Origin of the sequence: Streptococcus cristatus ATCC 51100 (assembly GCF_011612585.1) — a bacterium.
GTDB classification, from domain to species: domain Bacteria; phylum Bacillota; class Bacilli; order Lactobacillales; family Streptococcaceae; genus Streptococcus; species Streptococcus cristatus_H.
On record NZ_CP050133.1, the window covers coordinates 1,407,572 to 1,433,014 of the forward strand.

Genomic DNA, 25,443 nt, shown 5'->3' on the forward strand with positions numbered 1-25,443 from the left:
CACCTCACTCACTCTTTATAGGAATGGAATGAACGTTCCAAGAAGAAGGAGAGCAATAGTCACTACAATGATAGCGACAACGAGTTTGCCCATGAATTTCCACCAAGTACCGATGTTGATACGTCCAAGTGCAAGAGCTCCCATCACAATACCAGATGTTGGTGCAATCAAGTTCAAGACACCTGAAGCAGATTGGTAAGCAGTGATGATCAAGCTAGGACGTACATTGACAAATTCTCCGAGCGGAGCCATGATACCCATAGTCGCGCTGGCAAGACCAGATGAAGATGGGATCAAGAATGACATAGGCAGATAGAAGATATAAGTCAAAACGATAAAGACTTGTGAAGACAGACCGCTCAGGCCTTCTTTACCCCAGTTGAGGATAGTATCAGTAATCATACCATCGTTCATGATAACTTGGATACCACGGGCAATTGCCACGATCAAGGCTACACTGAGCAAGTCAGCAGCACCATTCATGAAGGCAGAGATAATCTTGTCTTCTTTAAGACCATAAACAACACCGATAAGGATACCCATAAAGGCGAAGAGCATTGCGCCCTCTGGGAAGTACCAAGTACCCAAAGCAGCTGTAGATGAGCCAACAATCTTACCGATAACTGGAAGACCAGTCAACCAAGTATTTAAGTCTCCAAAGAGAGTAATACCTAAGTCACTCCATGGAATGAAACTCAAGACCATCAAGACAAAGGTCAATACAAAGAGAACAAAGACATGTTTTTGTTTCTTAGTAAGAGTTGAATTAACGTTTTCTTCGTCTTCACCAACATTGAAGAATTTCATATCTTCATCACGTGTTGCATAAGTAAGAGACTTAGTTGGATCTTTTTGGATCTTATCAGCATACTTGTAAACGAACCAAGTGCTAAGACCAGTTAAAGCAAACCAGAAAATCAAACGAAGGATAATCCCTTCACCAAGACCTACACCTGCAGTTGATGAAGCAATACCTGTCGCAAATGGGTTCAAGGTAGATGCCAAACATCCTATTTGTGAACCGAGCAAGATAATGGCAACCCCAGTCAAGCTATCAAATCCAACAGCCATCATAACTGGCACAAGAAGAGGATAGAAGGCCATGGTTTCTTCACCCATACCATAAGTTGTACCACCGAGGGCAAACAAAGGCATGAGAACCAAAATCAACATCTTTTCGCGGCCCTTGTACTTCTTCACAATAGAAGCAATACCAGTGTCTAGCATACCAGTTTCATTGACAACACCAAGGAAACCACCAACCATGAGGATGAAGAAGGCTACATCGATCGCTGCACTTGTTTCCTTAATCAGCGAACCTTCCTCTGGATGAGTACCTAGCATAGCCCGAATCGGTGCCATGAGAACATCCCAAATCCCTTGCGGATTTTGGGGTTGAGCTTTGTAAACACCATCCACAAAGGCACCTGCAGGGATGATCCAAGTCAACACTGCCATAATAGCAATGATTATCAACAAGACGGTGTAAGATGAAGGCATCTTAAACCCTTTTTTAGCTTTTTCACTCATTTGTTTTTCCTCCTAATGTCTAACAAAGTGCAAAAAACCAACCACTTTCTTAAATAAATATTTAAGAAAAACGCTTTCTATTTATATTTATTTTACCACATTAAGGTCTAAAAAACTAGTATTTTTTGAAAATATCGCATTTATTTTCAAGAAATATTCCTAACTTGATATAAAGACGTTAGAAACACTATATATTTTACTAGTAAAATAGCTTATTCTTTTTCAATAATTGTTCCGCTTTCAGATTCGATCAAAGCGCCAAGATTTTCAAGGGAAGTAATAACTGCTTTTCCTTCTGGACGACCGTTGACAAAAGCGATAGCTGCTTCTACTTTTGGAAGCATGCTGCCTGGGGCAAATTGGTCTTGTTTGATATATTCTTCCAGCTGAGCAACATTCACATGTTCCAACTTTTCTTGGTCTGGTTTATTGTAGTTGACAAAGACGTAATCTACACCAGTCAAGACGATGAAGAGGTCAGCTTCGACTAATTCCGCCAAGCGTTGAGAAGCAAAGTCCTTATCAATAACAGCTTCAACACCAGCCAAATGACCGTTGTCTTCCTTGATGACTGGAATTCCGCCACCACCAGCAGCAACGACCACTTGACCAGCATTCAAGAGGGTACGAATTGTTTCGATTTCCTTGATATCAACAGGTTTTGGTGAAGCAACAACCTTGCGCCAACCGCGGCCAGCATCCTCTTTGAAAGTTGCTCCGCTCTTTTCAGCTTCTGCTTTTGCTTCTTCTTCTGAATAGAAAGGACCAATTGGTTTGCTCAAGTTAACAAAAGCTGGGTCATTTTTATCGACAACAACTTGTGTCACAACTGAAGCAACATCTTTTTCGATGCCTTCATCCAAGAGAGCATTTTGCAAGGCATTTTGTAGCCAGAAACCGATGCTACCTTCTGTCATAGCAACAAGTGAATCAAGTGGGAAAGCAGGGTTCTTCTCAGAATCAGCCGCCAAGTGTTGGAGCAAGAGATTTCCAACTTGAGGACCATTACCGTGAGTGATGATCAAATCATCCCCATTTTTAATCAGTTTTACAAGGTGCTTAGCTGTTTCCACCAAAGCTTCCTGTTGAGCTTTTGCTGATGGATCAGAAGAAAGAATCGCATTTCCTCCCAAAGCCACTACTATTTTACGATTTGCCATAAATTCTCCTTTATCACATTCAATTGAATGCCTTTAGATTTCGGTTTAATATTTTTTCAAATTTTTATAAGAAATAACAGATTTCCATCATATAAAAGAGGACTGGACTAAAGCTATTAGTCGCAGCCCTCATAGCTGTTGGTAGACGGTTTCTTATGTAAGATTATACTTTTGGAATGTAAAGGTTGCCGAGTGTAGCAGCCATAACAGCTTTGATTGTGTGCATACGGTTTTCTGCTTGGTCAAAGTGGCGAGCGTATTTGCTACGGAATACTTCGTCTGTTACTTCCATTTCTTCTACGCCAAATTTTTCAGCGACATCTTTACCGTAAACAGTATTTGTATCGTGGAATGCTGGCAAGCAGTGCAAGAAGATCAAGTCTTCATTATCAGCTTTCTTCACCAATTCCATGTTAACTTGGTAAGGTTTCAAAAGTGCAACGCGTTCTGCGAATTTATCTTCTTCACCCATAGATACCCAAACGTCTGTGTAAAGTACGTCTGCACCTTTAACAGCTTCGTCTGCATCTTCCGTGATGAGGATGTGTGCGCCACTTTCTTTCGCAAAGCCTTCTGCCAATTCAACAATTTCTTTTTCTGGGAAGAGTTCTTTTGGTGAGAAGATGTGAACGTTAACGCCAAGGATAGCTCCTGTTACGAGCAAACTATTAGCAACGTTGTTACGTCCATCACCACAGTAAACCAATGTCAAGCCTTCCAAACGACCAAAGTTTTCTTGGACTGTCAAATAGTCAGCAAGCATTTGAGTTGGGTGCCATTCGTCAGTCAAACCATTCCATACTGGAACACCTGAGAATTCTGCCAATTCTTCTACCATGCGTTGGCTGAAGCCGCGGAATTCAATCCCGTCAAACATACGTCCCAATACTTTAGCAGTATCTTCTGTAGATTCTTTCTTACCAAGCTGAATATCATTAGCACCAAGGTATTCTGGATGTGCACCAAGGTCAATAGCTGCTGTAGTAAAGGCTGCACGCGTACGAGTAGATGTTTTTTCAAACAAGAGAGCGATATTCTTACCAGCAAGATAGTGGTGTTGAATATTGCGTTTCTTTAAGTCTTTCAAGTGAGCTGAAAGTCCGATTAGGTATTCTAATTCTGCACGAGTAAAGTCTTTTTCTGCAAGGAAGCTACGTCCTTGGAATACTGAATGTGTCATTCTGTTATTTCCTCTTTCTAGTTATTAAATTTCTATTGATAAATTGTCGAACACGAATTAAACTTCTTCACGTTCAAATGGCATAGACATACAACGAGGTCCACCACGGCCCCGAACCAATTCACTTCCGCGAATCTTGATCAAGCGAAGCCCGTATTCTTCCAAAATCTTGTTGGTTACGGTATTGCGGTCATACACTACTACCACACCAGGAGCGATAGTCAAGGTGTTAGAACCGTCATTCCATTGTTCACGTCCAGCTGCTACGATATTGCCGCCACCGCAACGAATCAAATGAACTTTTTCTACGCCAAGGTTTTGAGCCAGAAGCTCAGCCAAGTCACCTTTTTCTTCAACGATCTTCAGTTTTTCGTTTTCATAAGTAACGGAGTAAACGCGAAGGTCGCCTTCGATTTCTGGGTGAATGGTGAACTTGTCATAGTCAACCATAGTGAAGACAGTATCTAAGTGCATGAATTTACGGTTGTTAGCAAATTCAAAGGCCAATACTTTCTTGAAGCCAACATTCTTCTTGAAGATATTCACCAAAAGTTTTTCGATAGATGCTGCGTCTGTACGTTGAGAAATACCAACTGCCAATACATCTTTAGAAAGAACTAACTCATCTCCACCTTCGATACGAGTATCTTCTTCACGGTTGTAAACCAATTCCACTTTTCCAGCGTATTCTGGGTGATATTTGAAGATGTATTTACCGTAGAGGGTTTCACGGTTACGAGTATCTGCAAACATGTGGTTGAGCGATACAGCATTACCAATGGTAGCAAATGGATCGCGTGTGAAGTAAAGGTTTGGCATTGGATCAATCGCAAATGGATAATCTGATTCTACCAAGTCAGTCAGACCTTTCGCTTCGTCAGGAATTTCTGGCAATTCAGCTTTTTGAACCCCTGCCATTGTTTTTTCAACCAATTCTTGGTTGTCCTTGATACCATGCAGCAATTCACGAATAGCTTTCTTCGTTTCGCGTCCACGAATATTTGCTTCTTCCAAATATTCTTCGATGAACTGTTCACGAATTTCTGGAGAAATCAAGGATTCAGCAGCCAATTTTTCGAGATAAAGAACTTCAATTCCTTCATCACGAAGAGCTTGAGCGAATGCATCGTGTTCTTTTTGAGCATCTTCCAAGAAAGGAATGTCATCAAAAAGAAGACGTTCTAGGTAGTCCGGTAGTAAGTTTTCCAGCTCTTTGCCCGGACGGTGCAACATAACTTTTTTCAGTTTCCCAATTTCTGAGAAAACATGAATTGGATGTGTAGACATCTATTGTCCTCCTTTTCGTTGAGGTTTGGTTTCCCAATCCCTTTTATGCTATTATTCTATCATGGATTAGAAAGGCTTACACCTAAAATCTTACATTACAAATGCCAAATCCTTTGCGTTTTTTATAAAACATTATGATATTTATTTATTTTAAAGCGTTTTCTTTGCATATTTTGATTGTTCTATTATTTTTAGGAATATATATTTTTTTGTAAAAAATATATGTTCAATTAATATTAGAATATGATTAGAAAAAGCTTTTAAATGTGTAAAAATGTTTGAAAAAAGCCAATCAAATGATTGATTAGCTTCCTTCAAAATATCTCATAAAGTAATCCTTATTCTTAAATGTCAATTTTTTATGCTCGTAGTCAATCACTCCTTCTTCTCTTAGTTTTTTTAAAACCTGATTGACTGTTTCACGTGTAGTGGCTCCTAACTTGGCCAACTCTTTCATACTCATTGGAAATGGAAGTGTATCCTGCTCTTTGCACAGATCCATGCATAAAATAGATAAAGACTGGGTTACACGGTCCGTCGCACTGGCTGAGACGACATTCCGTAAGCGCAATTCCTGAAATTCTAAAATCTGCGATAAACGCTTGGTGATAAACAACAGCTGATCCACATTCTTTTTTGAATAGTCCTCAAATAAGTCCATCGGAATGCTGAAGTACTCGACATTGGTAACCGCGCTAGCCGTATAATGATAACGCTCATCGAAAAACATACCTCCATATGGAAACACACTATTCATTTTAATATAATCCATATAAGAAAAAGTATCAGTTGAATCATACTGTTCGATACGAACATAGCCTCGATGCAGGAGGAAAAGACGATCCCTACGGTCCCCTGAAAAGAAGATAATCTGTCCCTTGGGAATCTTCCGGAATTGAATCTCAATAGCAATCTTATCAAAAATTTCCACAGGAAAATGTGCAAATGCTGGATGCTGTCTAATAATCTGATAATGTTCCTTATTGATCATAATAACCCTTCTTACTTGCTATTAGTATTATAGCATAAATCCGCTTCCAAAAACAGAAATTATTATCCTAGTTTATTTTGGTGAAAAAGAATAATATGAAAGTAAATCAGTAGCAATTTAGCTTTACTCGCTTACTTCGAAAATTCGTTTTAAAAGTTCTATCAGACCGTTTAAATACTCCTGCTAAGTACATTAAGAATCCTTTTCTAACAAAAAGAGAGGCTAGGAATCTTTTGTCCTAACCTTTCCTTACTATCCAAACTCGTTTAGGCTCTTACCTACTTTACTTGAGCCTTATTAAGCATTTTTACTCTTGGTATTAAAAATTGATAAGGATAGAAACTTCTTAGTCAGAAATACCAGAGCAAGAAATTCTACCAAAATAATCACTTCAACCAGAATCGGCTGAGTCAGCCAACCAACTTGAACCAGAGCAGGGGCCAAATCAATCAAAGCATGAAAGCCCAGAGCTGCAAGAAAATAGCTCATTTTTTTGTCTTTGACAGCCGTCCAAACCCAGAAAGTCAAGAATACTTGGATCGCAAGTGCTAAAATCCGCTCGAAAGCCAGTAGATAAATCTGCCCTACTTGTAGTTTTTGCACATGAGAAATCGTCGTTTGGGGTAATTGCGCTAGCAAGGTGCTGTCCCCTTGGCTGACTAGTTGAGCGAGGACAAACAGACTCAAGAGACCTGAAATACCTATGAAAAGAGCTTCGATCCCGCCGTGTCCTAAACCATAGGCCAGACCATCACCGATAGTCAGTGGACGCTTCTTTTGTAGATATCGAAAAATCACATAGCGCGCTGTCTCCTCAAAGATAGCTGCCGTTGCAATGCCATACAAAACATAAAGCAAGGGAGCATTTTTCATTAGAGCAATCGTTCCATCAGCCTGAGGCTGAAGAACCAATCGATGTAGGAGATTTTCGAAAATCTGACTAGACAGATAAAATCCAACCCCTCCCAAGAGGAAAACAAGCAAGGAAATCTGCTTGGTCTTTTTAAAATAAATTACTGGAATGACTACAGCGGCTAAAATCAGCACCATAGCAATCAAAATATGCATTTGAAGCATGAAATCGTCTCCTCAACTATTAAAAGTTTTACTAGAATTATACCTTTTTCCTCCCAGATGTCAATCCTCTAAAAAAGCTGGTCAGAAAACTCACATTCAGAACAAAATACGAGGATCGACTCGCATTCTACAACTATTTTCAATAAAGCAGCCTCATTCAGCAGTTTCATTGCAGATCCTAGTTGCTGGGCCGATTTTAATTCATGTTGACCCGGTGCCACTCATTGATAATATAGGCAATTTGACCGACCTGATCAATACCAACTCCACTAATCTCCTCACTGGCTTCTGTACTTCCACCTAGATAGGCTGTATAAAGTGCCACAATATAGGGCTTCTCCTCCATAACAATAGCATCAACATTAAGAGCCTCTCTAACATACCCAGGCTTTTGGTAAATTGTCAAATCGTATAAATAACGTTTGTAATATTCACCAGGGAAGGAAACACCGATAAAATAAAGAATATCCTTGTATTTTTCTTGGTTATTCCACAGATACTCCAGAACTTGAATATAGTAGTCCGTTGTTGTTTTATTTTCTCTGCTGATCGTCTTGACTTTAGCTTTTGACTGGCCATACCTTCCAAACATGCTGTAGGCCTTATCCATACCGCCTAGTCGCTCTGCTAGCGCATAAGCGGGCGTATTTTCAGAGTAGACTAGGGAATACTCCTGCATATCAGGAATAGACATGGCGCCATTGAAGGCCGCTACATAGTTATCGTGTTCTCCCTTGTATTCATAGCTGGTGTTGGTAATATCAAACCGCTCTTCCAGCGATAATTTTCCTGCTGCTACCTCATCAACAACCAACATATTAAGGGGGAGTTTATAAGTAGAGCCTGCTGTCATAGACTGGGTATCATTCATGGCATAGGTTTGCCCAGTCGTCAGGTCTTTATAAGAAAAAGCAAGCTGCGAAGATTCAATTCCCATGTCATCCATGTAAGCCTGAATAACTTGTGGCAAGGTCATATTCGCATAATCGTAAGATAAGCCCAAGGCTTCCATGGTCGGAAAATCCTGCTCTATCACCTCTTGCTTCTCTTCCATTGTCTTGCTAGCACGCGCAGTCCCCTCAGACTTCGTTTCCTCTCCTTCTGTAGACTGTGAAGAAGCGATTGATTGACCTGCTTCTGCTATCTTTTTATCAGCTCGCTGTGGCTCCACCAAAAGACCCAAATAACAAATAAATAAGAAAACACCACCGAACCAGCAAGCCAGTTTCTTTATGTCATTTTTAATCAAAGTTTTTCTCCTAATATTTTAGTATTATAAAAGATTCTCATTAAAATAACAAGTAGAAAGGTCAATTTAAGGGCATTTAAAAACGAATCATTGCGATCCGTTTTATAATTCTATTATTTAGCTGCTGCGTAAAGCTCATCTACTTTATTCCAGTTGATCACTGAGAAGAAAGCCTTGATATAGTCAGGACGCACGTTGCGGTATTTCACGTAGTAAGCATGTTCCCAAACATCCAAGCCCAAGATTGGTTTCTTACCTTCTGAGATTGGTGTATCTTGGTTCGCTGTTGAAGTTACTTCAAGTTTCCCTTCTTTGTTGACAACCAACCATGCCCAACCTGATCCGAAACGAGTTGTTGCTGCTGCAGTGAAGGCTGCTTGGAATTCTTCAAATGAACCAAATGTCGCATCGATCGCTGCTGCAAGTTCTGCTGAAGGAGCTGTCTTCTCAGGAGTCATCAATTCCCAGAAAAGAGCGTGGTTCAAGTGTCCACCACCGTTGTTGATCACTGCTTGGCGAATATCAGCCGGAATAGACTCAACATCTGCCAACAGTTTTTCTAAATCTTCACCAATTTCAGGGTGTTTTTCAAGCGCCGCATTTACGTTATTCACGTAAGTTTGATGGTGCTTGTCATGGTGAAGGTGCATTGTTTCCTCATCGATGTAAGGTTCCAAAGCGTCGTATGCATAAGGTAGATCTGGTAAAATAATTGCCATTTACTTGTCCTCATTTTCTTTATTATTATACAAATTATAACGCAAAAACGCACATTTTTCAACTATTTTGCTTATAAATTTTGCTAAGCTTTTAGAAGTTTCCTGTTGCGATTTTTAACAAGGCAAGGTCAAAAAGGTAGTCCTTGTCATAAAGGCCAGACTTGATCTGGTAGTCCGTTTCAATCAAACAGGTCAGGGTTCTTTTCAGAAAGTTGAGGCTGAGCCCACGCGCATCCTTGAGTGCAAACTTGACTTGGAAGGGATTGATCTTGCGTCCAAGATAGTCTGATAAATCCGACACGATTTGGCTCTCAGATCGGCCATTATCCGCCAAAATTTTAACCTGAGTAAACATCCGAAATTGACCTAACATGATAGCAATCAACTTGATTTCATCTTCACCCTGCAAGGTCAGATCGCGCACCAAACTCCGCGCCGCATCAATTTGTTTCTGTAAAATAAGCTGGGTCAAATCAAAAATATTATCTTGCAAGGTTTTAGGAATGGCCTCAGCAATATCCTCTAAGCTAACTTGCCCCGACTCTTTATAAGACTTCAGAAAAGCCAAGTTTTTACTGATTTCGCTGAAATGAAAGCCTGATTTGATGAGCAAGTGGTCAAAAGCCTTCGGAACAAAATCCAAACCTTCAAGCTGGGCTTGTTTGGTAAAATACTGACGTAAGTCTGCTTCCTTAATCTCAGCTGCTTCAAAAATCTGTCCATCTCGCTTGAGTATCTTGACTAGTCGGCGTTTGCTGTCTAGCTTGCCTTCCGCGAAAATGACCAATTTGGTCGTGCTATTAGGATTTTCCAAATACTGCTCAAAGGACTTGACCTCTTCATCCGATAAATAGCGCTTTTTCGCTGTTGTTAGATCCGCAAAATGATCTAAAATAATAATCTTTTCATCCGCAAAAAAAGGCAGACTGACTAAATCTAACTCCACATCTGCATAAGACGTTTCTTTCATATCAAACAAGGTGACATTCAAATCCGCTGGATCGTAGTGAATCTGCTTCAGAAACTCGTCTTTTAACAGCTCAAATTGCCCCAAGTCGTCTCCCGTCAAAATCGTTAAGGTCGACAGATTTTCGGGAGTGATTTTTCTAATTTTTTCAATTGCTAACATAGTGGCACTCCCTTCTATTTTCTCGATTCTTAGTCATGTATAAATTGTAACAAAAAACAGCAGGAAAGTCTGCTGTTTTTTATCATTCTGACTAGAATATCAGAGACTAAAAGAATTGTCCCAACTGCATGATGATTGTGACCAAAAGAGTTACGAGAAAGAGAACTCCGCCCAGCACGGCAATCATGCTAAAATCTTGCTTCTCTCTTTTCAACGGTTTTCTACGATTATCTAGCTGCTCGTTGATATGTTCCTGCAGAATTCCCTTTTTCTTCTCTGGCATGATTGTCCTCCCTTACTAAATCTGCATAAAGGAACTTGCCCTCATTGAAAGTAAGTTCTCATGCCTTATATTGCTCCAAACTAGCCTGATTAGCAACCTGTTTCTGTCTAGCAAGTGCTGCTTCCATCTCTGATGAGTAAGCAAGGACAGCTTGAATCTTATCCACCATGATTGAGACATTTTCTGGTGTATAAATGTGATCATCCGCAATAAATCGACGACTATGGCAAGTATTTTTGAAGCTGAGAATCAACATGTTGTTCTCAAAGGCTGTGCGACATGCATTGAGGATTTCATCACTGATATTGATATCTAGATACAAGTCACATCTCTCAAAAAGCTCTGCAACCTTTGCCGGACGAATATTTGGATAAAGCGAAACATTCGGATAACGATTGAGCCCCATTAAATGGCCAGACATTTCTGTGATGGCTCCAATATGGAAATGTACATTTGGCAGCTGAGTCAAGAGCTGCTCTATTTGCTCTAGCTGATCACTATTGGTCAAAATCAAGGCTTCTGGATTCATATTATTAAGGCGCTGGTAATCATAAATATAACCAATATTGTGGAAATAGACTTTTTCTTCCGGTGTTGCCAAGCTTTGAATTTTCTCATATACCTGCCTGTCCTGAACAGCGATGCGGATATTGCGATGAGGCATTTTCATAGCTACTTTCATATTTCCAGGTAAGGCTTCTCCGATAGGCTCCTGCCAGAAAAGAACATCTTCTGCACGACCATTTTTAGGACGAAGAGCGTAGGCCACTAAGAAGGGGGTTGCTAGAGAATTATAAATAATACGATCTGTATCATATCCACGATATTGCAGATAAAAGACGACAAATTCTTGTTTGGATTTAAAGATGTGACGCTTTCCTTCAAGTGTCAAGATGATATCACCAGTCAGATGATTTTCCATAATCACCACGACATTGTTCTGGTCAAAATAGCGAGTATGGGTCGGACGTTGTGTCTGGTCGTAGGTTATTTGTGCGAAAAGGCGTCCTTTGCGATTGTAGATATCTGCCGCTCGAACCTTCCCCTCTGTATCCAGCCATTCGACAGCCCGCACACGTCTTTCATGCGTTGGTTGGCGATAAAAAATATTGGCACGCTTCTTGCCCATATCCAAGATTTCGCCATTTACATTGCTAGAGCGAATCTCCCATAGGTGCGGTTTGGGGACAAGATTAAAATAAATTGGACGGCCCTCTGGTGTATCCAAATCTCCTGTAAAATAACTGTAAGGAGACTCGACATCTGGTGAAAGATAGCCATCGTCTTGTACAACAACAACAGGACAATCAAGTCCTGTTGCTTTTAATGAACGTAACAAATCAAAACTTGCTTGATCATAGCGGTCAAACAAACAAATCATAGTGGTTATGCCTTTCTTTCTGAATCCTTCTTAGTTGGTCTGAGCCGATCGAACAAGATCAGACCAGCGCTGGGCAATATGCTCATCAAGGTAAGGCTCAGCTATCTCGTAGGATACACGGGACAAATCTTCTTGAGAATGTTGAGTTAATAGCTGAACAATCTTTTCCGCATACTCTGTCGTCATGGCATCTAAATCATCTGGACGAGCCTTGGGAATCAGGTAGCCATTTTCTCCATCGCGGATAAAGGTCGGATTGCCATAACGAACATCAAAGCCAATGATGGGCAGGCCAGAACCTACTGCTTCCAACAGAGTCAGACCAAAACCTTCACTCGTCGATGCAGCTAGATAAGCGGAATAATTCTTGTAAATATCCGCCATATGATGATGCCCCATCAGTCGAATATACTCTTCTGCTTGCAGATCCGCAATCAACTTCCGCAGCATAGCTTCCTCACCACCTGTACCATAAATATCAAAGGTGATTTCCGGTAGTTGCTCATGCGCCTTCACTACAGAGTGAATTAGCCAATCAATATGCTTTTCACTGGCCAAACGAGAAGCTGTCATCAAACCAAAAGGTTTCCGCTGACCTTCTGGTCGGCGCAGCTGATCCAAGCTACCCACAGGAATAGTTAAAATATTCTTCGGCTTGATGTCGGTATATTGAGCAAACTGCTCTTTCAGCAGCTCTGTTTGAGCATCCGTCGAGTTGATGATGTAGTCCACTTCTTCTGCGTATTCAAATTGATACTCGTAGTAATTATTCCACAAGATATACTCTTTTTCTGCGGGATTTTCACTAAAGTGGTCTGCGTGAACGATAACAGCTAGTTTGGCAGCCCCCTTATTGGCGAAGATTGGCTGGCCAATATCTGTCTCTCGGTCTAGAATAAGTAAATCCTTGTCTGTCAACTTCAAACTTCTCATGAAATGAGCAACAAACTCCTGCTTGGAGTAGAAGACCTGATCTGGAAAACGATAAACTTGCGTTTCTGGCTTACTGTCTACTTCATCGATAATCTCTTCGTAAGCCACACTACCGTCTTCATTGAGCCAAGTCCGTTGGTAGAGACGAGCCCGACCATCTACAGGACTATAGTATTCAATAAAGTTTTTGGTATACGTATAGTATTCTTTCTGAATGAGACAGCCACGCGAAACAATCTCTGCCCGCTCAATCAGTTCATTATCCATATCGCAAGCATAGCACGTTACGAAATCATTATCTCCAAACAAGATCCGAAAGGTCTTATTCTCAGAATTACGGACGATTTCTAGAGGTTTTCTATCAAAACTAGCTAAGACTTGTGCTAGAGTGTAGGTTGTTGGAGCAATCTTAACATCTGTAAAATACTGATAGAGCCAAATGACCTCAGAGTCTTCAAAACCGATATTCTTCGTCAAATGTTCAATATTATCGGCTGAAATAAAATCCATAAAGATGAATTTTGCCTCTAAGCCCACACTGCGAAGCAATTTTGCACGATAAATTTGTGCGTACTCAACCCCGCTGCTTGCCCAACCAATTCCTAGGTTGATGTTATAAATTGTCATAAAACATGTTCCTCTTACAAAAGATTATCTTTTTTAATTCTTGAAAGGCGTTTGATGATTTTTCCTTTCTTCTTTTTCCCTTTTTCTTTATCTTCGTCTTTAGACTTTTTGACAGGAGAAGTGAAGTAAGTAACGGGAACAGAGCTATCTGTACCTGTCTTAGCAAATGTTTGCTCAATATTCACAACTTCTTTTTGTGGAGCAGAGATTTCTACTGGGACTTCTTCCTCACCAAAAATATCTGATTTGTTTACTTCTTCTTCGTGCGCTTCAAGAGAAGCTTCATCAAATAAACTTTCAGCTTCAGCTTGCTCATTTGAAGTCTCGTCTTCTTCCAAAGGCGTATCAAACAAACGCGTAGCTTCATCTTCCTCTAAAGGAGTATCAAATATGCTTGCAAATTCGTCGTCTTCCGAAGCTTCCTCAATTAGACTTGCGATGTCAATTTGACCCTCTAAAGTTTCTTCGTCTAGAATCTGACCAATTTGACTAAGAAGCTCTTTGATTTTTTCCTTTTGCGCCTTATAGAGTTGTTCCGTTTCAAGACGTTTCTTCGTCAATTCATCGATCTCTTCAAGGATAGACGATCTTACTTGTAAGAAGTCTTTCTGAGCTTTTTCTAGAACCTCTTGAGCCTCTTTTTCTGCCTTTTCATGTGCTTCAATAATCAGCGATTTAGCATAAACGACGGCTTCACCGATTTCTCTTTCTTGGTTCTTTAGAGCATCAATTTTTTTACGTAAAGATTCAATTTTCTCATTCTTTTTACGAATTTCACTATCAAATCCTTCTTCTAACGATTCAATGTATTCTTCAACTTCCTTGGCACGATAGTTACCAAATAGGGTCTTTTTAAGTCTCATTCTGCTCCCTCTATTCTTCATTTATTCTAATTATATACTATCTTATCAATTGTAGCATAAAATGACGCTTATTACCATTGTTTTATAAGTCTCCGAGCAAAAAAATCCAACACCACAGAAGCAAATAAGATTCGATTTACCCACTAGCTCTATGCTTTTCTTAGTTTTGTAACCTTATTCTTTTATAAACAAAAACACCTGAATAGATGATGTATGATCCATTCAGGTATTTTCTTAAAAGGTAACTAAATGTAAAAGCGTCTATTTTAGAAATTGAGATCTACCCAGCTAAGAGGTGCATAGCCAAGAAGCTCAACGCCATCATATTCTACTGTTTTAACGATCTCTTGAATATTCGTTTTTAACTCTTCTATTGATCGGCTGTCTGACTCATCTAATATTAGATCATCTTCCACAATAAATAGTGGCTTTTGATAGCGGTCATAAAGATTATTCATAGCTAGGCGAAGACCTACAGGATCAATTGGATTCTTATTGGTATTGTTATAGCCATATTTATTGATAAAGACTTCTTGAGAATTACTAGATGCATGGTAACTAAAGCTAACAAAATCAACCTTTCCAACTCGTAAGTCAAAGAAGTCATCATTTTCAATATCTAAAGCAATCTGCTCACGTTCTAAACGGCGCAAGAAATGGTTTGGATAAGAACCACGAACTTGTACATCTGTAAAGACATAGTTTTCACGGTTCTTGACTTCTGCTTCCATCGCATCAATCGCACTATCCAGATTTTGACTATAGTTACGACTAACTACCAACATGCCACCAAATTGAAATTCTGGATTGATTGATTTTCCAAGCTTAACAGCACGTGCCGAAGCGACCAATTGATAATGAGCTGCCTGCCAGATCCGTTGGTTCCGATTTTCTCCATCTTCAAAAGACAGACCGCCACCAAGATATGGCAAATGGTGTAAAATATTAAATTCATTAAAGGTAATCCAATATCTTACCTTGTCTTTAAAATGTCTAAAAACAGCTTCTGTATAATGCTCATAAAGTTCAATCATCTTGCGGCTCTTCCACGCGCCGTATTTTTCATACAGATGAAGGGGAAGATCGAAATGACTTAATGTTACAATCGGTTCAATGTCCTTTTGCAACACTTGATCAATGATAGCTTCATAATATTTCAAACCTTCTTCACTTGGCTGCGCTTCTTCACCAGTTGGGAAAATTCGCGCCCAAGAGATAGAAATTCTATAAACATTGAAGCCCATCGATTGAATCATATTCAAATCACTAACATAATCCGGTTGACTCGCTAAAGTAATTTGTCCCAGAAGATCATAGGCGCCTATTGGTACTTTTTTGTAGTTGACTTCCCCTGTCAGTACTCCTATACGTGGTTCACTAAGCGGTAATACATCCGTCGTTCCCAAACCTTTATTGCTGTTGGGCATCGTATTTCTAATCATAATGACTCCTTTTGATTTTGTGAATATATGTGGATACTATTGCATCCTCTAGTATCTTTAAAATTATCGCTGGTCTTTCTTATTCTGAGCGATAGAAGCCAATCCAGATAATGTACTAGCAACATTTTTTAAGTCAGGAGAAATTGGCTGTAAACCTGGTCTTACCATCTGATATGCCTCTTGATCTGTTACGCTCAAGTTTGGAGTTGTAGACACTTGAACAGACAAGCTTTCTTGAGATAGTGCAACCGCCTCTGAAAGTTCCTGAGATGCAAGGCTCATACTTTCAAGCGATTCTTGTCGATAGGCAAGAAGCATTGACTCTGTTCGAGACAAGCTAAGTGAAAGAGATTCTGAGACTTGTAAACTATGTGATACTGACTTAGACTCTGAAACACTCTGTCTGTAAGAAAGCAACTCTGAGACTGAAACGCTATAAAACTCAGATAAGGAAACTCTCACAATACTTTGACTGATTTGCTCTGATTCACTCAGGGAAATCGACTCACTCAAACTAAAGGAAGTGGAGATGCTGACACTATGACTAAGAGATTCTGAAAGACTAATAGAGACTGATGTGCTCTGACTAGCCGACTCTGAAACTGAAATTAACTTACTTTCATATGCAGATTGGGCAACAGAAGCACTAACTGAGAGTGACGAACTGAGCCAATTATACTCTGAAATTGATTGACTCAAACTTAAAGAAGTTGAAAGGCTCGCACTTTCACTTAATGATTCAGAGATACTGAGACTCTGGCTAAGGCTTTCGGACTCACTCAAACTCAAGGAGCTTGAAACACTCAGGCTTTGACTCAAGGATTCCGAAACACTGAGGCTCTGACTAAGGCTTTCAGACTCACTCAAGGAAACTGATTCACTTAAACTAAAGGCAGTTGAAAGGCTTGCACTCTGACTGAGAGATTCTGAAACACTCAGAGAGATTGAAGCACTCTGACTAATAGAGTCGGAAATCGATGTTAACTTGCTTTCCAATTCAGATTGGGCAACAGAAGCACTAACTGAGAGTGACGAACTAAGCCAAGTATATTCGGAAAGTGATTCGCTCAAACTAAAGGAAGTCGAAAGGCTCGCACTCTGACTCAAGGATTCAGACACACTAAGGCTCTGGCTTTCTTGTTCAGATTGACTGACTGAAATTGACTCACTGAGGCTCAAAGAGTGTGAAGCGCTGACACTTTGGCTCAAGGATTCTGAAAGGCTGAGACTCTGACTAAGGCTTTCAGATTCACTCAAAGAAGCGGACTCACTCAAACTGAAGGAGCTTGACGCACTGAGGCTTTCGGATTCACTCAAGGAAATTGACTCACTCAAGCTGAAAGAAGTGAAGACGCTCACACTCTGACTGAGAGATTCTGAGACACTAATAGACTCGGAAATTGATGTCAATTGGCTTTCCAATTCGGATTGAGCAAGAGAGGCACTAACCGACAATGAAGAACTTAACCAAGTATACTCGGCAATGGACTCACTCAGGGAAATTGACTCGCTCAAAGAGATTGACTCGCTGAGGCTAAGAGAAGTTACTGTCCATTCACTCAAAGATTCTGAAAGAGAAAGGGACTGGCTATGGCTAAGTGATTCTGATAGCCGCTGACTCTCCTTGGCTGATTCAGATTCGAAAAGAAGTTGAGAAAATGCTTCACTCAAGGATAGAGACTGACTGAGGCTCAAAGATTCAGATGCCGAAAGGCTAAGTGAAGTAAATTCAGACTGAGCCAACCATTCAGAAGTAGAGAGGCTCAGGCTAGTACTAAGAGAAATCAAGAAAGTATCTGGCTTATTCTCGTTTACTGAAAGTGAATCAGCTTCCTCCTCATAAACTGAATCTGAAAGACTCATAGAAGTCTCTTCTAAGGCACTGAGAGACTCAGATTCTGAAAGGCTCAGACTAGCACTAATGGATTCTGACAGAGAAACTGACTGACTATCCGCTACCGAAGTTGAAACGAATTCGCTAAGAAGGATAGAAGCTGACTCGGAAAGACTCTCACTTGCACTGATAGAAGCGGATAACCATTCACTCTCATAAAGTGAATCTAATTCTGATATGCTGAGAGATTCAGATTCAAAGATACTCCAGTATTCAGACTCGGAAAGACTCTCACTTGCACTGATAGAAGCAGATAGCCATTCACTCTCATAGAGTGAATCTGATTCTGATATGCTGAGAGATTCAGATTCAAAGATACTCCAGTACTCAGACTCAGAAAGGCTCTCACTTGCACTGATAGAAACAGATAGCCATTCACTCTCATAAAGCGAATCTGATTCTGATATGCTGAGAGATTCAGATTCGAAAATACTCCAGTATTCAGACTCAGAAAGACTCTCACTTGCACTGATAGAAACAGATAGCCATTCACTCTCATAAAGTGAATCTGACTCTGAGATACTGAGGGATTCAGATTCGAAAATACTCCAGTATTCAGACTCGGAAAGACTCTCGCTGGCGCTGATAGAAGAGGATAAGGATTCATCCTCAAGAACCAGCTCAGATTCTGAATCTGACTGATCGATAATGTGAGAAGAAGAGTCTAAAGAATAAGTCTCTAATGAATCATTCTCCCACAGCGAATCTTGAAGAGAACTCTCGCTTGTTGAAACAGAGTGACTATCGAAATGTTCAGCAGACAAACTCATTGAGTTCGAAACGCTCATTGATAAGCTTTGGCTGACATTTTTTATCAGATCATCTACTACCAAGCTATTGTTGGCTTGAAAATCCTCAAAGTCTTCCATAATAGAAATTGGCTCTGTCTGTGGTTTTAATTCTTCATCAATACCTAACACAACCTGATTCTGCTCTTGGGGTTTTCGGCTAATCGGTTTTAAGATGGCTGCATCCGGATCATAATAATTATCATCCTCCGTCACCAATCGTTTAAACTTCGATATAACGCGCTTAAACCCCTTTGCTTTTGCTTTATTATTCTTACCCATAAATATACATTTTCTCCCAAATGCAGTTATATCCTTATTATAAAGTCTATAGCACAATCTGTCAAAACTTTAGCCAAAGAAAACCTCTAATTTCCCTGTAGGCTGAACATTGACATAACTAAGCGCCATATTTTTTATAATTTTAAGATTCATGTCTGCATTCATTCTCTGATATGACTCAAAAGCCTCTTTATGAAACTCATATACAGGATTCTTTTGCGCATAACCTTGACTAACCACTAAAGTTTGAAATTGTTGGAGATAGTCAACTTGCTCCACCCAGCAATCATCCACTGCTCTTAACACTGCGATGCGCTGAAGCTGCCCAAACAGTTCTGAATCCTCAATTCTATCGCGTTTTCGCTGATATTCTTCAATGAAAAGCTTAGATAGGAACTTCTTAACTTGACGAATGTTTGTCACATCTAAATCTCTTGGAATGCCTTGACAATAGTAGCTAATATTATCCAAAACAAATCGATACAAATCGGCCTGCTCTTTAAATGGATGCTTCTTCATATAGGCGTCCATAGCATCTGATAAAACAGATAAAAAATATTCTAGTTTAAAGTCAGGACGAGCAATAATGTCATTACGCTTGTTATAAATGATTTGCCGTTGAATTCGGATACTTTCGTCATACTGCTCCGTTGATCGTCTTGAAGCAGCTGCCGCATTATCGCTGTTTCTCTGAGCTTCTGTCACCTCATATTTAATACGAACAGATTTTAGATGAACCTTCTGTTTTTCCTCTGGCTTGGCGACTTCTTTCTGATAAAAATCATTGATCCACTTACTGCCAGTCTTTGTAATAATATCATCTTCAAGTGAAACAAAGAATTTACTTAGTCCAGGTGCGCCTTGACGGCCTGCACGACCACGAAGCTGCAAGTCCACTCGTTCACTGGACATTCTCTCTGTTCCAATAACCGCCAGTCCGCCTAATTTAGCAACACCTTCTTCTAGGATAATATCCGTTCCACGACCAGCCATAGAAGTTGCGACGGTTACCGCAGAACGCCGGCCAGCCTGTGCAATCATCTCTGCTTCTTTTGCTGCATTGTAGGCATTTAGCACATTATGAGCAATTCCTTCCTGCAGCAGGAGCATGGAGTAAATTTCTGACATTCTTACCGATCCTGTCGCAATCAGAACTGGCTGCCCTTTTTTATGTAGTTTTTTAATATAATCCAAAGAAGCATAAAGTTTTTGAGGGATAGTTAGATAGATCTCATCTGGATAATCAATCCGTTGATTGGGCTTTCTAGTTGGTACAACGACCACTCCCAAGTCATACACCTCACGAAATTCATCTTCACAGACCTTCCCTGTACCCGTCATCCCCGCCAATTTAGGAAACATCTTGAACAAATTTTGATAGGTAATAGAGGCCATAGAACGTGTTTCTAAGGAAATCTTCACGCGTTCTCTCGCTTCCAAGGCTTGGTGCAAACCAGATTGGAGTTTATTCCCTTCTAAAACTCGCCCTGTTGCCTCATCCATCAGCTTAACTTCGCCATTTTCTACAGTATACTGACGATCTTTTTCAAATAAATGATTGGCCCTTAAGGCCAAATTAATTTGGCGGATCAGTTGGTAGTTATTTGGATCGTAGGCATTTTGTACACGGAAGTATACTTCTGCTTCCTTAACACCTTTTCTCGTCAACCAGACTGAAGTCCGAGTCGAATCTAGCTTAAAATCTTCCTCTTCTTTCAAGGTCTTAACAAATTCATCGCAGGAAAGAAACAGATTAGACTGGACCCGAGGAGAACCTGATATAATCAGAGGCATCTGAGCACTATCCAAGAGAGCTGCATCAACCTCATCCACTAAACAGAAATAGAACCTAGGCAAGAATTTCTTTGCTTGAGAGGTCGCTAAATTTTCTTCAAGGTAATCAAATCCCAGCGCACTATGTGTTGTATACACAATATCACTTTGATAAATCCGCTGCTTTTGCGCAACCTTCAATCTTTTAGCTGGATTTTCTGAAACACCAATCCCAACTGTCATTCCTAAGTAATGAAAAACAGGAGCCATTTGTTTAGCATCGCGTATCGCCAAATATTCATTGGCCGTAACCAAGATGGTGCTGTTTCCAGTTAAAGCATTTAAGTACAAGGGCAGAATTGCTGTTAGTGTTTTTCCCTCTCCCGTCCTCATCTCGGCAATCTGATTGTCTTGCATGACTAAGGCACCTAGGATTTGTACATCGTAAGGGTAGAGCCCCAAGACGCGCTTAGCCGCTTCACGAATGGTGGCATAGGCTTCTGGTAAAATTTCCTGCAGCCTTTCTCCCTTAGAAAGACGGCTTTTAAACCATTGAGTTTTAGCCTGCAATTCTTCATCTGACATGGCTGCATAATCGTCAGAAAGCTGATTAATCTTTTCTAAGATTTTTTTATAACGCCTTAGTTTAAAGGAATTAGCTAAATGTAATTTTTTAGGCTTCATTCTTTCTCATCCACTCTTCCGTTTTCTCCAAGTCTATTTTTTGAAGCAAAAAGGACTGATCCAACAAATAATCAATTTTGGTTAGTACCCGTGGCCTATTTTTCAGATGGGCATACTCTTTTACTCTAGCTGAATTGAAGCGTTCCAGTAGCAAATCTCTAAATAAAGGATAATTTACCCTATTTTGATAGCGAACAAGAACATGCTGATAATCCAATTCTGGCATGAAATCATCAGTCACTAAAGCATAGGCATTTTCAAATTGCTGTGAGTAAAGCAAGGCTGCGATATTTGAAATCGGCCCATAGCCAGCAAAAGCGACCTTTTCAAAAGAATATTCTCGAGACAGCTTTTCAATTGTTCCAAGTAAGATTTCGAAGAACTCTTTTTCCATATACAAAAGAGCGTCTTTATAGGAAGAATTGACTACCAACAAATTTGGAAAATGCTCCCGAACAATTTCTGGAATGTAACCCGTCCGATTAAAATCAGGCTCCGTAAAGCAAACGTAAATCGTCTCTTGATTGACGTCCTTATGCAACAATTTCGAAATCCAATAGCGATCGACAGTATAATCTGCCACACCTTCTTCAGCAATATAGATGCTTTCAAACAAGAAACGATGGCAACCTGAACTCACTAATTGAATTTTATAATGATGGGTATTGTTAGGAACACGAACGCTCATTGTCTCACCCTGCTTAATGATTTGATTAAAAATCTCCTCATCACGTGCATTCATAAATTCAATCTTCAAGTAGGTCGAATTTTCAGGAAGAGTCTCCAGATGGCTGCCAAAGATATATTTTTCTCCTCGCTTCAATTCAGGAAGCTGACTTGTATTTCGTAAAGCCTGATAGTTTGCCTGCGAATGCCATTCATGAATGACTGTACCAGACGGCATGAACTGATTCTCATATAAGACATGCCCATCTGCTAGCAGCTTCACAGACGATCCATATAGATACTGTGATACACTTTGCATATCCCAATAAGCAAAATAGATTTCTTCCTTGTATATCACGAATCAAACTTCCTTTCAAAACTATTCACTAATAAAGTTTTATATTGATTAAAGAACCATTCGACAATTCCTTGCGTATCATCATTGTGTCGTCCAGTTAATCCTTTACTAATGACATTAACGCGATAAGCTCGCTTTCCTAGCTCTTCTAGCATATCAGGGTAGGCCGTACCATCGTAGTCATCATGATACATATAAGACACAATAAATTTCGTCCTTGAAAAATTAGCTTCTTTGAACGATGTCCAGAAGTGCTCATTAAGTTGAGCTGTTCCTTCCTCTGATAATTCTCCTGTTGTACGAAGCACCAAATCTAAAGAAGTAGGAAAACCTCCAGGACGAATCGTGGATTCATTCTCTGCAATATCGCCTAAATTTACTAAGGGCTTACCGACAATCACTGCATGAGGCTCTAACTTGGAAGCATAATACAGGGCTCCAAAAGTCCCCATTGATAGTCCGGATAGGGTCAACTGGTCTCTTGTAAAGCCCAATTCATCTAAACAGTGATGAATGACCTGAACAAGCTTTTGCTCTAGCTCTTCTGAACCGAGATAGAAAGCACCACCCTCAGAACGTGGATCTCCAATCAACAAGAAAGGCGCTCCCAAATTGTTCATCATCCAGTATCCCTCAAATCCTTCAGCTGGACGATAACCAGAAAAATAAATATTGAGAGGTGGCTTCAAATCACCAGGATGGAAGTAGTAAATCAATTCCTCCCGATTTTTATCCACAACACGATTTCCACCAATCAACAAGTCCCCATAACCCAAATGAGACTGGCGATGGTGGAATGGTCCAATTTTCACAATTCCTTGCCCCTTTACTTGAACACTGACGCTTAGGTAATAAGAATCGCTGGTATCCAAAACGAGAGGCTTATCAAAAGATTCTTCATCATAAATCCATTCTTGCATGGGAGAATTGCCAACTGGATAACCCTTGATGACATAACGAATTGCGCAATCTTCAGAATTTCTGAACTCTGGCCATAAATCCAAAGGGGCGTCTGCGCTCAGAAAGATATTGTACTGATAGGTTGCTACAGTTTGGTAATCCTCACCATATTGGCCACACAGACGGAGATAGTTAGTTCCTTCATAGTTAATCTGACCTGAGAAGGAGGGATTGACAGCTAGATGATTAACACTGAGCTTGGTACCACTTTGCTTGGAAGAAAAGCCCCGTGAAAATAGATACAGCATCTGAGCTGGATCTTCAAAAGTAGACTGAACGGCCCTTTTGCGTAAAAGGAATCTTTCCAAAGTTTTTGTAGTGATCTGACAGCGCTCATGATAAAACAAGCGATAAACCTGAATTAAGCTATCCAATACTGTAATGTACTCAAAATGCTCAACAGTATCGACCAATACAACATCATAGGGCTTAGCAGCCTTCGGTTTCTTCCCATCCTTTTTTAAAATACCAATATCTTCGGGCAAGAGAGACATGATATCTTCTGGCTTAACAAATGTCCATGCGATATTACTAGGAATCTCATATTGGTGCTGCCAATTCTCATTGGCAATCTGTAGGACACTAATTCTGTTCATTTAGCTTTAATTCCTTTATCGTATTTTTCCACATTTCGACAATTTCTCCCCTTGTATACAGCTCAATCCTCTTAACCGAATGCACCAAAGATTGATTCCAGTGTTCCAAATCTGTGAGGTAATACAAGAGTGCCTCTCTCAGGTTAGAAATATCAGCCATGATCCAACCATTTTCGCCATGCTTCACATAGGAAGAATTATACAAATTCACTTGAGGAATCCCTCCGCTGATACCTGCAATTTGAGTTCGGATATCTGCTGGGCTTCCCAAATCCAAGATGACGCGAACATACTTCAGAGCCTTTGCTAAATCGGTATCACTATGAATCACCACAGTATCAATTCGCTCTCTGAGGCTATCATCATCTTCTAAGCGTGGATCACCACTCTTAGCAGCCTTATCCTTGTCAACAAGGAGCAATTTTGCTGCATACTTTGTTGATGATAAAGATTCCTCAAGAAACTGTCGAATAGAAGCTTCTCGACCAAAATCTTGACTCTGCGTCCCGACCAATAAGTCAATCCACTCATGTTGCAACATCATATCAAACAAGGAAGTAAAGACATATTGAAGATGATGTTCTGGTAAAGTATCGAAATTGACATAGATAATCAACTCTTTTTTCCGCTGACTATGCCCAAGATTCAACTGTGTATCATAGGGTGGAATCTCATAATAAGCAGGAAGTTGCTCTTCTTCTACTTCTCCCACTTGTTCTGCAATCTTCACGATTTTATCTAAGCTATCTACCACAAAAAATGGAGTATCTTTTAAATCAGAGAATAATTGTTCTGTATTCGTAATTGGATAACGATTGCCAAAGAAGGACAAAACAACAAGATGATCCTTCTTAATCTGTTGGAAAAAATGATTATGCTGCACATCTGCTGAAACAATAATCGAATCATCCTTGGTTAAAACAGAAGCCAAATGCTGCTCTAGCTTTTCTTTAACAAGCTCTTCAATATTCTGATAGACATCCTTAGCAAATGTGCCCTGTGCCTCAGGATTGATAATGACCTGCTGGTTATCAGCTGTCAAAAATTCTCTGAATTGCCATATTCCTTGTGCATTCAGATAGTCCTGATAATATGGCTGATTATGCTCAAAATAGATAATACTGGAGACAAAGCCACGGTCATCAAAAACAAGCTGATAATCTATCTGATTATTTTCAAAATAGGTAATATCAAAAATATTACCTATTTGTGAAAAATTAATCTGAGCATGAGGTAGGTGATCAACGTGAACATCTACAATAAAAGGAGTATAAAAGATTTCTGCTCCCTGAGGCCATTTCAAATCATCCAAACGAATTTTTCGTGCAGGCACGTCTGTCAGACCTTGTATGCTATCAAATAGATTCCACATTTCATCTGATGAAAGTCTTTGTTGATAAAAGAAAGTCCGAATATGAGGTGAATAATTCAAAATCAGGACAGAGTTGGCTTCTCCTGATTGTTGAAACATCCGCAATAAATTTACGGCATCATCAAACATCATATTTTTTGGTTGCAGATAGAAAGGTAGGGCAGTAGAATACCATTTTCGATCTTGTTTATACCAAGAAGGTACAAAGTAAAACATATC

At 39.9% G+C, this 25,443-nt stretch carries 19 protein-coding genes; all 19 read right to left on the reverse strand.

Going from position 1 to position 25,443, the window contains the following annotated elements; translation table 11 throughout:
• Window positions 1–15: 15 nt before the first annotated feature.
• Entirely contained in the window at window positions 16–1,530 is a 1,515-nt protein-coding gene (locus HBA50_RS07035; RefSeq protein ID WP_045499182.1) for a YfcC family protein, read from the reverse strand.
• Window positions 1,531–1,742: 212 nt separating this feature from the next.
• Window positions 1,743–2,690 carry a carbamate kinase gene (arcC, locus tag HBA50_RS07040; protein ID WP_045499180.1) on the reverse strand — a complete coding sequence of 316 codons (948 nt, stop codon included), beginning with the start codon at window positions 2,688–2,690 and terminating at the stop codon, window positions 1,743–1,745.
• Between the two features lie 163 nt (window positions 2,691–2,853).
• A complete protein-coding gene (gene argF / locus HBA50_RS07045; protein ID WP_005590765.1) occupies window positions 2,854–3,870 on the reverse strand; it encodes an ornithine carbamoyltransferase in 1,017 nt (338 codons plus the stop codon).
• A gap of 57 nt (window positions 3,871–3,927) precedes the next feature.
• Window positions 3,928–5,157, reverse strand: a complete 1,230-nt coding sequence (arcA, locus tag HBA50_RS07050; RefSeq protein ID WP_005590767.1) for an arginine deiminase — start codon at window positions 5,155–5,157, stop codon at window positions 3,928–3,930.
• Window positions 5,158–5,461: 304 nt separating this feature from the next.
• Window positions 5,462–6,148 carry a Crp/Fnr family transcriptional regulator gene (locus tag HBA50_RS07055; protein WP_045499178.1) on the reverse strand — a complete coding sequence of 229 codons (687 nt, stop codon included), beginning with the start codon at window positions 6,146–6,148 and terminating at the stop codon, window positions 5,462–5,464.
• A 297-nt stretch (window positions 6,149–6,445) separates the two neighbouring features.
• Window positions 6,446–7,225 carry a YhfC family intramembrane metalloprotease gene (locus HBA50_RS07060; protein WP_045499176.1) on the reverse strand — a complete coding sequence of 260 codons (780 nt, stop codon included), beginning with the start codon at window positions 7,223–7,225 and terminating at the stop codon, window positions 6,446–6,448.
• Window positions 7,226–7,421: 196 nt separating this feature from the next.
• Complete coding sequence (locus HBA50_RS07065; protein WP_045499174.1) at window positions 7,422–8,474, reverse strand: serine hydrolase; 1,053 nt, start codon at window positions 8,472–8,474, stop codon at window positions 7,422–7,424.
• A gap of 113 nt (window positions 8,475–8,587) precedes the next feature.
• Window positions 8,588–9,193, reverse strand: coding sequence for a superoxide dismutase SodA (gene sodA / locus HBA50_RS07070; RefSeq protein WP_045499171.1), 606 nt, complete (start codon window positions 9,191–9,193; stop codon window positions 8,588–8,590).
• A 91-nt stretch (window positions 9,194–9,284) separates the two neighbouring features.
• On the reverse strand, window positions 9,285–10,322 hold the full coding sequence (holA, locus tag HBA50_RS07075; RefSeq protein ID WP_045499168.1) for a DNA polymerase III subunit delta: 1,038 nt from the start codon (window positions 10,320–10,322) through the stop codon (window positions 9,285–9,287).
• 106 nt (window positions 10,323–10,428) lie between these two features.
• The gene (locus HBA50_RS07080; RefSeq protein WP_045499164.1) at window positions 10,429–10,605 is read right to left on the reverse strand and encodes a hypothetical protein; all 177 of its coding nucleotides are present in this window, start codon (window positions 10,603–10,605) and stop codon (window positions 10,429–10,431) included.
• A gap of 58 nt (window positions 10,606–10,663) precedes the next feature.
• Window positions 10,664–11,986 carry an accessory Sec system glycosylation chaperone GtfB gene (gene gtfB / locus HBA50_RS07085; protein WP_166492638.1) on the reverse strand — a complete coding sequence of 441 codons (1,323 nt, stop codon included), beginning with the start codon at window positions 11,984–11,986 and terminating at the stop codon, window positions 10,664–10,666.
• Window positions 11,987–12,016: 30 nt separating this feature from the next.
• Entirely contained in the window at window positions 12,017–13,546 is a 1,530-nt protein-coding gene (gene gtfA, locus HBA50_RS07090) for an accessory Sec system glycosyltransferase GtfA (protein WP_045499158.1), read from the reverse strand.
• Window positions 13,547–13,560: 14 nt separating this feature from the next.
• A complete protein-coding gene (locus HBA50_RS07095) occupies window positions 13,561–14,409 on the reverse strand; it encodes a hypothetical protein (RefSeq protein WP_045499144.1) in 849 nt (282 codons plus the stop codon).
• 266 nt (window positions 14,410–14,675) lie between these two features.
• Window positions 14,676–15,851, reverse strand: a complete 1,176-nt coding sequence (locus tag HBA50_RS07100) for a family 1 glycosylhydrolase (protein WP_045499141.1) — start codon at window positions 15,849–15,851, stop codon at window positions 14,676–14,678.
• 63 nt (window positions 15,852–15,914) lie between these two features.
• Entirely contained in the window at window positions 15,915–18,815 is a 2,901-nt protein-coding gene (locus tag HBA50_RS07105; RefSeq protein ID WP_045499138.1) for a hypothetical protein, read from the reverse strand.
• 69 nt (window positions 18,816–18,884) lie between these two features.
• Window positions 18,885–21,272, reverse strand: a complete 2,388-nt coding sequence (secA2, locus tag HBA50_RS07110; RefSeq protein WP_045499135.1) for an accessory Sec system translocase SecA2 — start codon at window positions 21,270–21,272, stop codon at window positions 18,885–18,887.
• Window positions 21,262–22,296, reverse strand: coding sequence for an accessory Sec system protein Asp3 (gene asp3 / locus HBA50_RS07115; RefSeq protein WP_045499132.1), 1,035 nt, complete (start codon window positions 22,294–22,296; stop codon window positions 21,262–21,264). The genes secA2 and asp3 overlap by 11 nt, the downstream gene beginning before the upstream one ends.
• On the reverse strand, window positions 22,293–23,852 hold the full coding sequence (gene asp2, locus HBA50_RS07120; protein WP_005590783.1) for an accessory Sec system protein Asp2: 1,560 nt from the start codon (window positions 23,850–23,852) through the stop codon (window positions 22,293–22,295). Before asp2 ends, asp3 begins: the two co-directional genes overlap by 4 nt.
• Entirely contained in the window at window positions 23,839–25,440 is a 1,602-nt protein-coding gene (gene asp1, locus HBA50_RS07125; RefSeq protein ID WP_045499129.1) for an accessory Sec system protein Asp1, read from the reverse strand. Before asp1 ends, asp2 begins: the two co-directional genes overlap by 14 nt.
• Window positions 25,441–25,443 lie beyond the last annotated feature (3 nt).

What these genes read in the sequence shown, in the direction of transcription:
- gtfA (WP_045499158.1), bottom strand. Translation starts at nt 13,546, where the DNA reads ATGACAATTTATAACATCAACCTAGGAATTGGTTGGGCAAGCAGCGGG.
- HBA50_RS07060 (WP_045499176.1), bottom strand. Translation starts at nt 7,225, where the DNA reads ATGCTTCAAATGCATATTTTGATTGCTATGGTGCTGATTTTAGCCGCT.
- arcC (WP_045499180.1), bottom strand. Translation starts at nt 2,690, where the DNA reads ATGGCAAATCGTAAAATAGTAGTGGCTTTGGGAGGAAATGCGATTCTT.
- HBA50_RS07100 (WP_045499141.1), bottom strand. Translation starts at nt 15,851, where the DNA reads ATGATTAGAAATACGATGCCCAACAGCAATAAAGGTTTGGGAACGACG.
- holA (WP_045499168.1), bottom strand. Translation starts at nt 10,322, where the DNA reads ATGTTAGCAATTGAAAAAATTAGAAAAATCACTCCCGAAAATCTGTCG.
- asp1 (WP_045499129.1), bottom strand. Translation starts at nt 25,440, where the DNA reads ATGTTTTACTTTGTACCTTCTTGGTATAAACAAGATCGAAAATGGTAT.
- secA2 (WP_045499135.1), bottom strand. Translation starts at nt 21,272, where the DNA reads ATGAAGCCTAAAAAATTACATTTAGCTAATTCCTTTAAACTAAGGCGT.
- HBA50_RS07035 (WP_045499182.1), bottom strand. Translation starts at nt 1,530, where the DNA reads ATGAGTGAAAAAGCTAAAAAAGGGTTTAAGATGCCTTCATCTTACACC.
- arcA (WP_005590767.1), bottom strand. Translation starts at nt 5,157, where the DNA reads ATGTCTACACATCCAATTCATGTTTTCTCAGAAATTGGGAAACTGAAA.
- HBA50_RS07055 (WP_045499178.1), bottom strand. Translation starts at nt 6,148, where the DNA reads ATGATCAATAAGGAACATTATCAGATTATTAGACAGCATCCAGCATTT.
- HBA50_RS07105 (WP_045499138.1), bottom strand. Translation starts at nt 18,815, where the DNA reads ATGGGTAAGAATAATAAAGCAAAAGCAAAGGGGTTTAAGCGCGTTATA.
- HBA50_RS07080 (WP_045499164.1), bottom strand. Translation starts at nt 10,605, where the DNA reads ATGCCAGAGAAGAAAAAGGGAATTCTGCAGGAACATATCAACGAGCAG.
- gtfB (WP_166492638.1), bottom strand. Translation starts at nt 11,986, where the DNA reads ATGATTTGTTTGTTTGACCGCTATGATCAAGCAAGTTTTGATTTGTTA.
- argF (WP_005590765.1), bottom strand. Translation starts at nt 3,870, where the DNA reads ATGACACATTCAGTATTCCAAGGACGTAGCTTCCTTGCAGAAAAAGAC.
- sodA (WP_045499171.1), bottom strand. Translation starts at nt 9,193, where the DNA reads ATGGCAATTATTTTACCAGATCTACCTTATGCATACGACGCTTTGGAA.
- asp2 (WP_005590783.1), bottom strand. Translation starts at nt 23,852, where the DNA reads ATGAACAGAATTAGTGTCCTACAGATTGCCAATGAGAATTGGCAGCAC.
- HBA50_RS07095 (WP_045499144.1), bottom strand. Translation starts at nt 14,409, where the DNA reads ATGAGACTTAAAAAGACCCTATTTGGTAACTATCGTGCCAAGGAAGTT.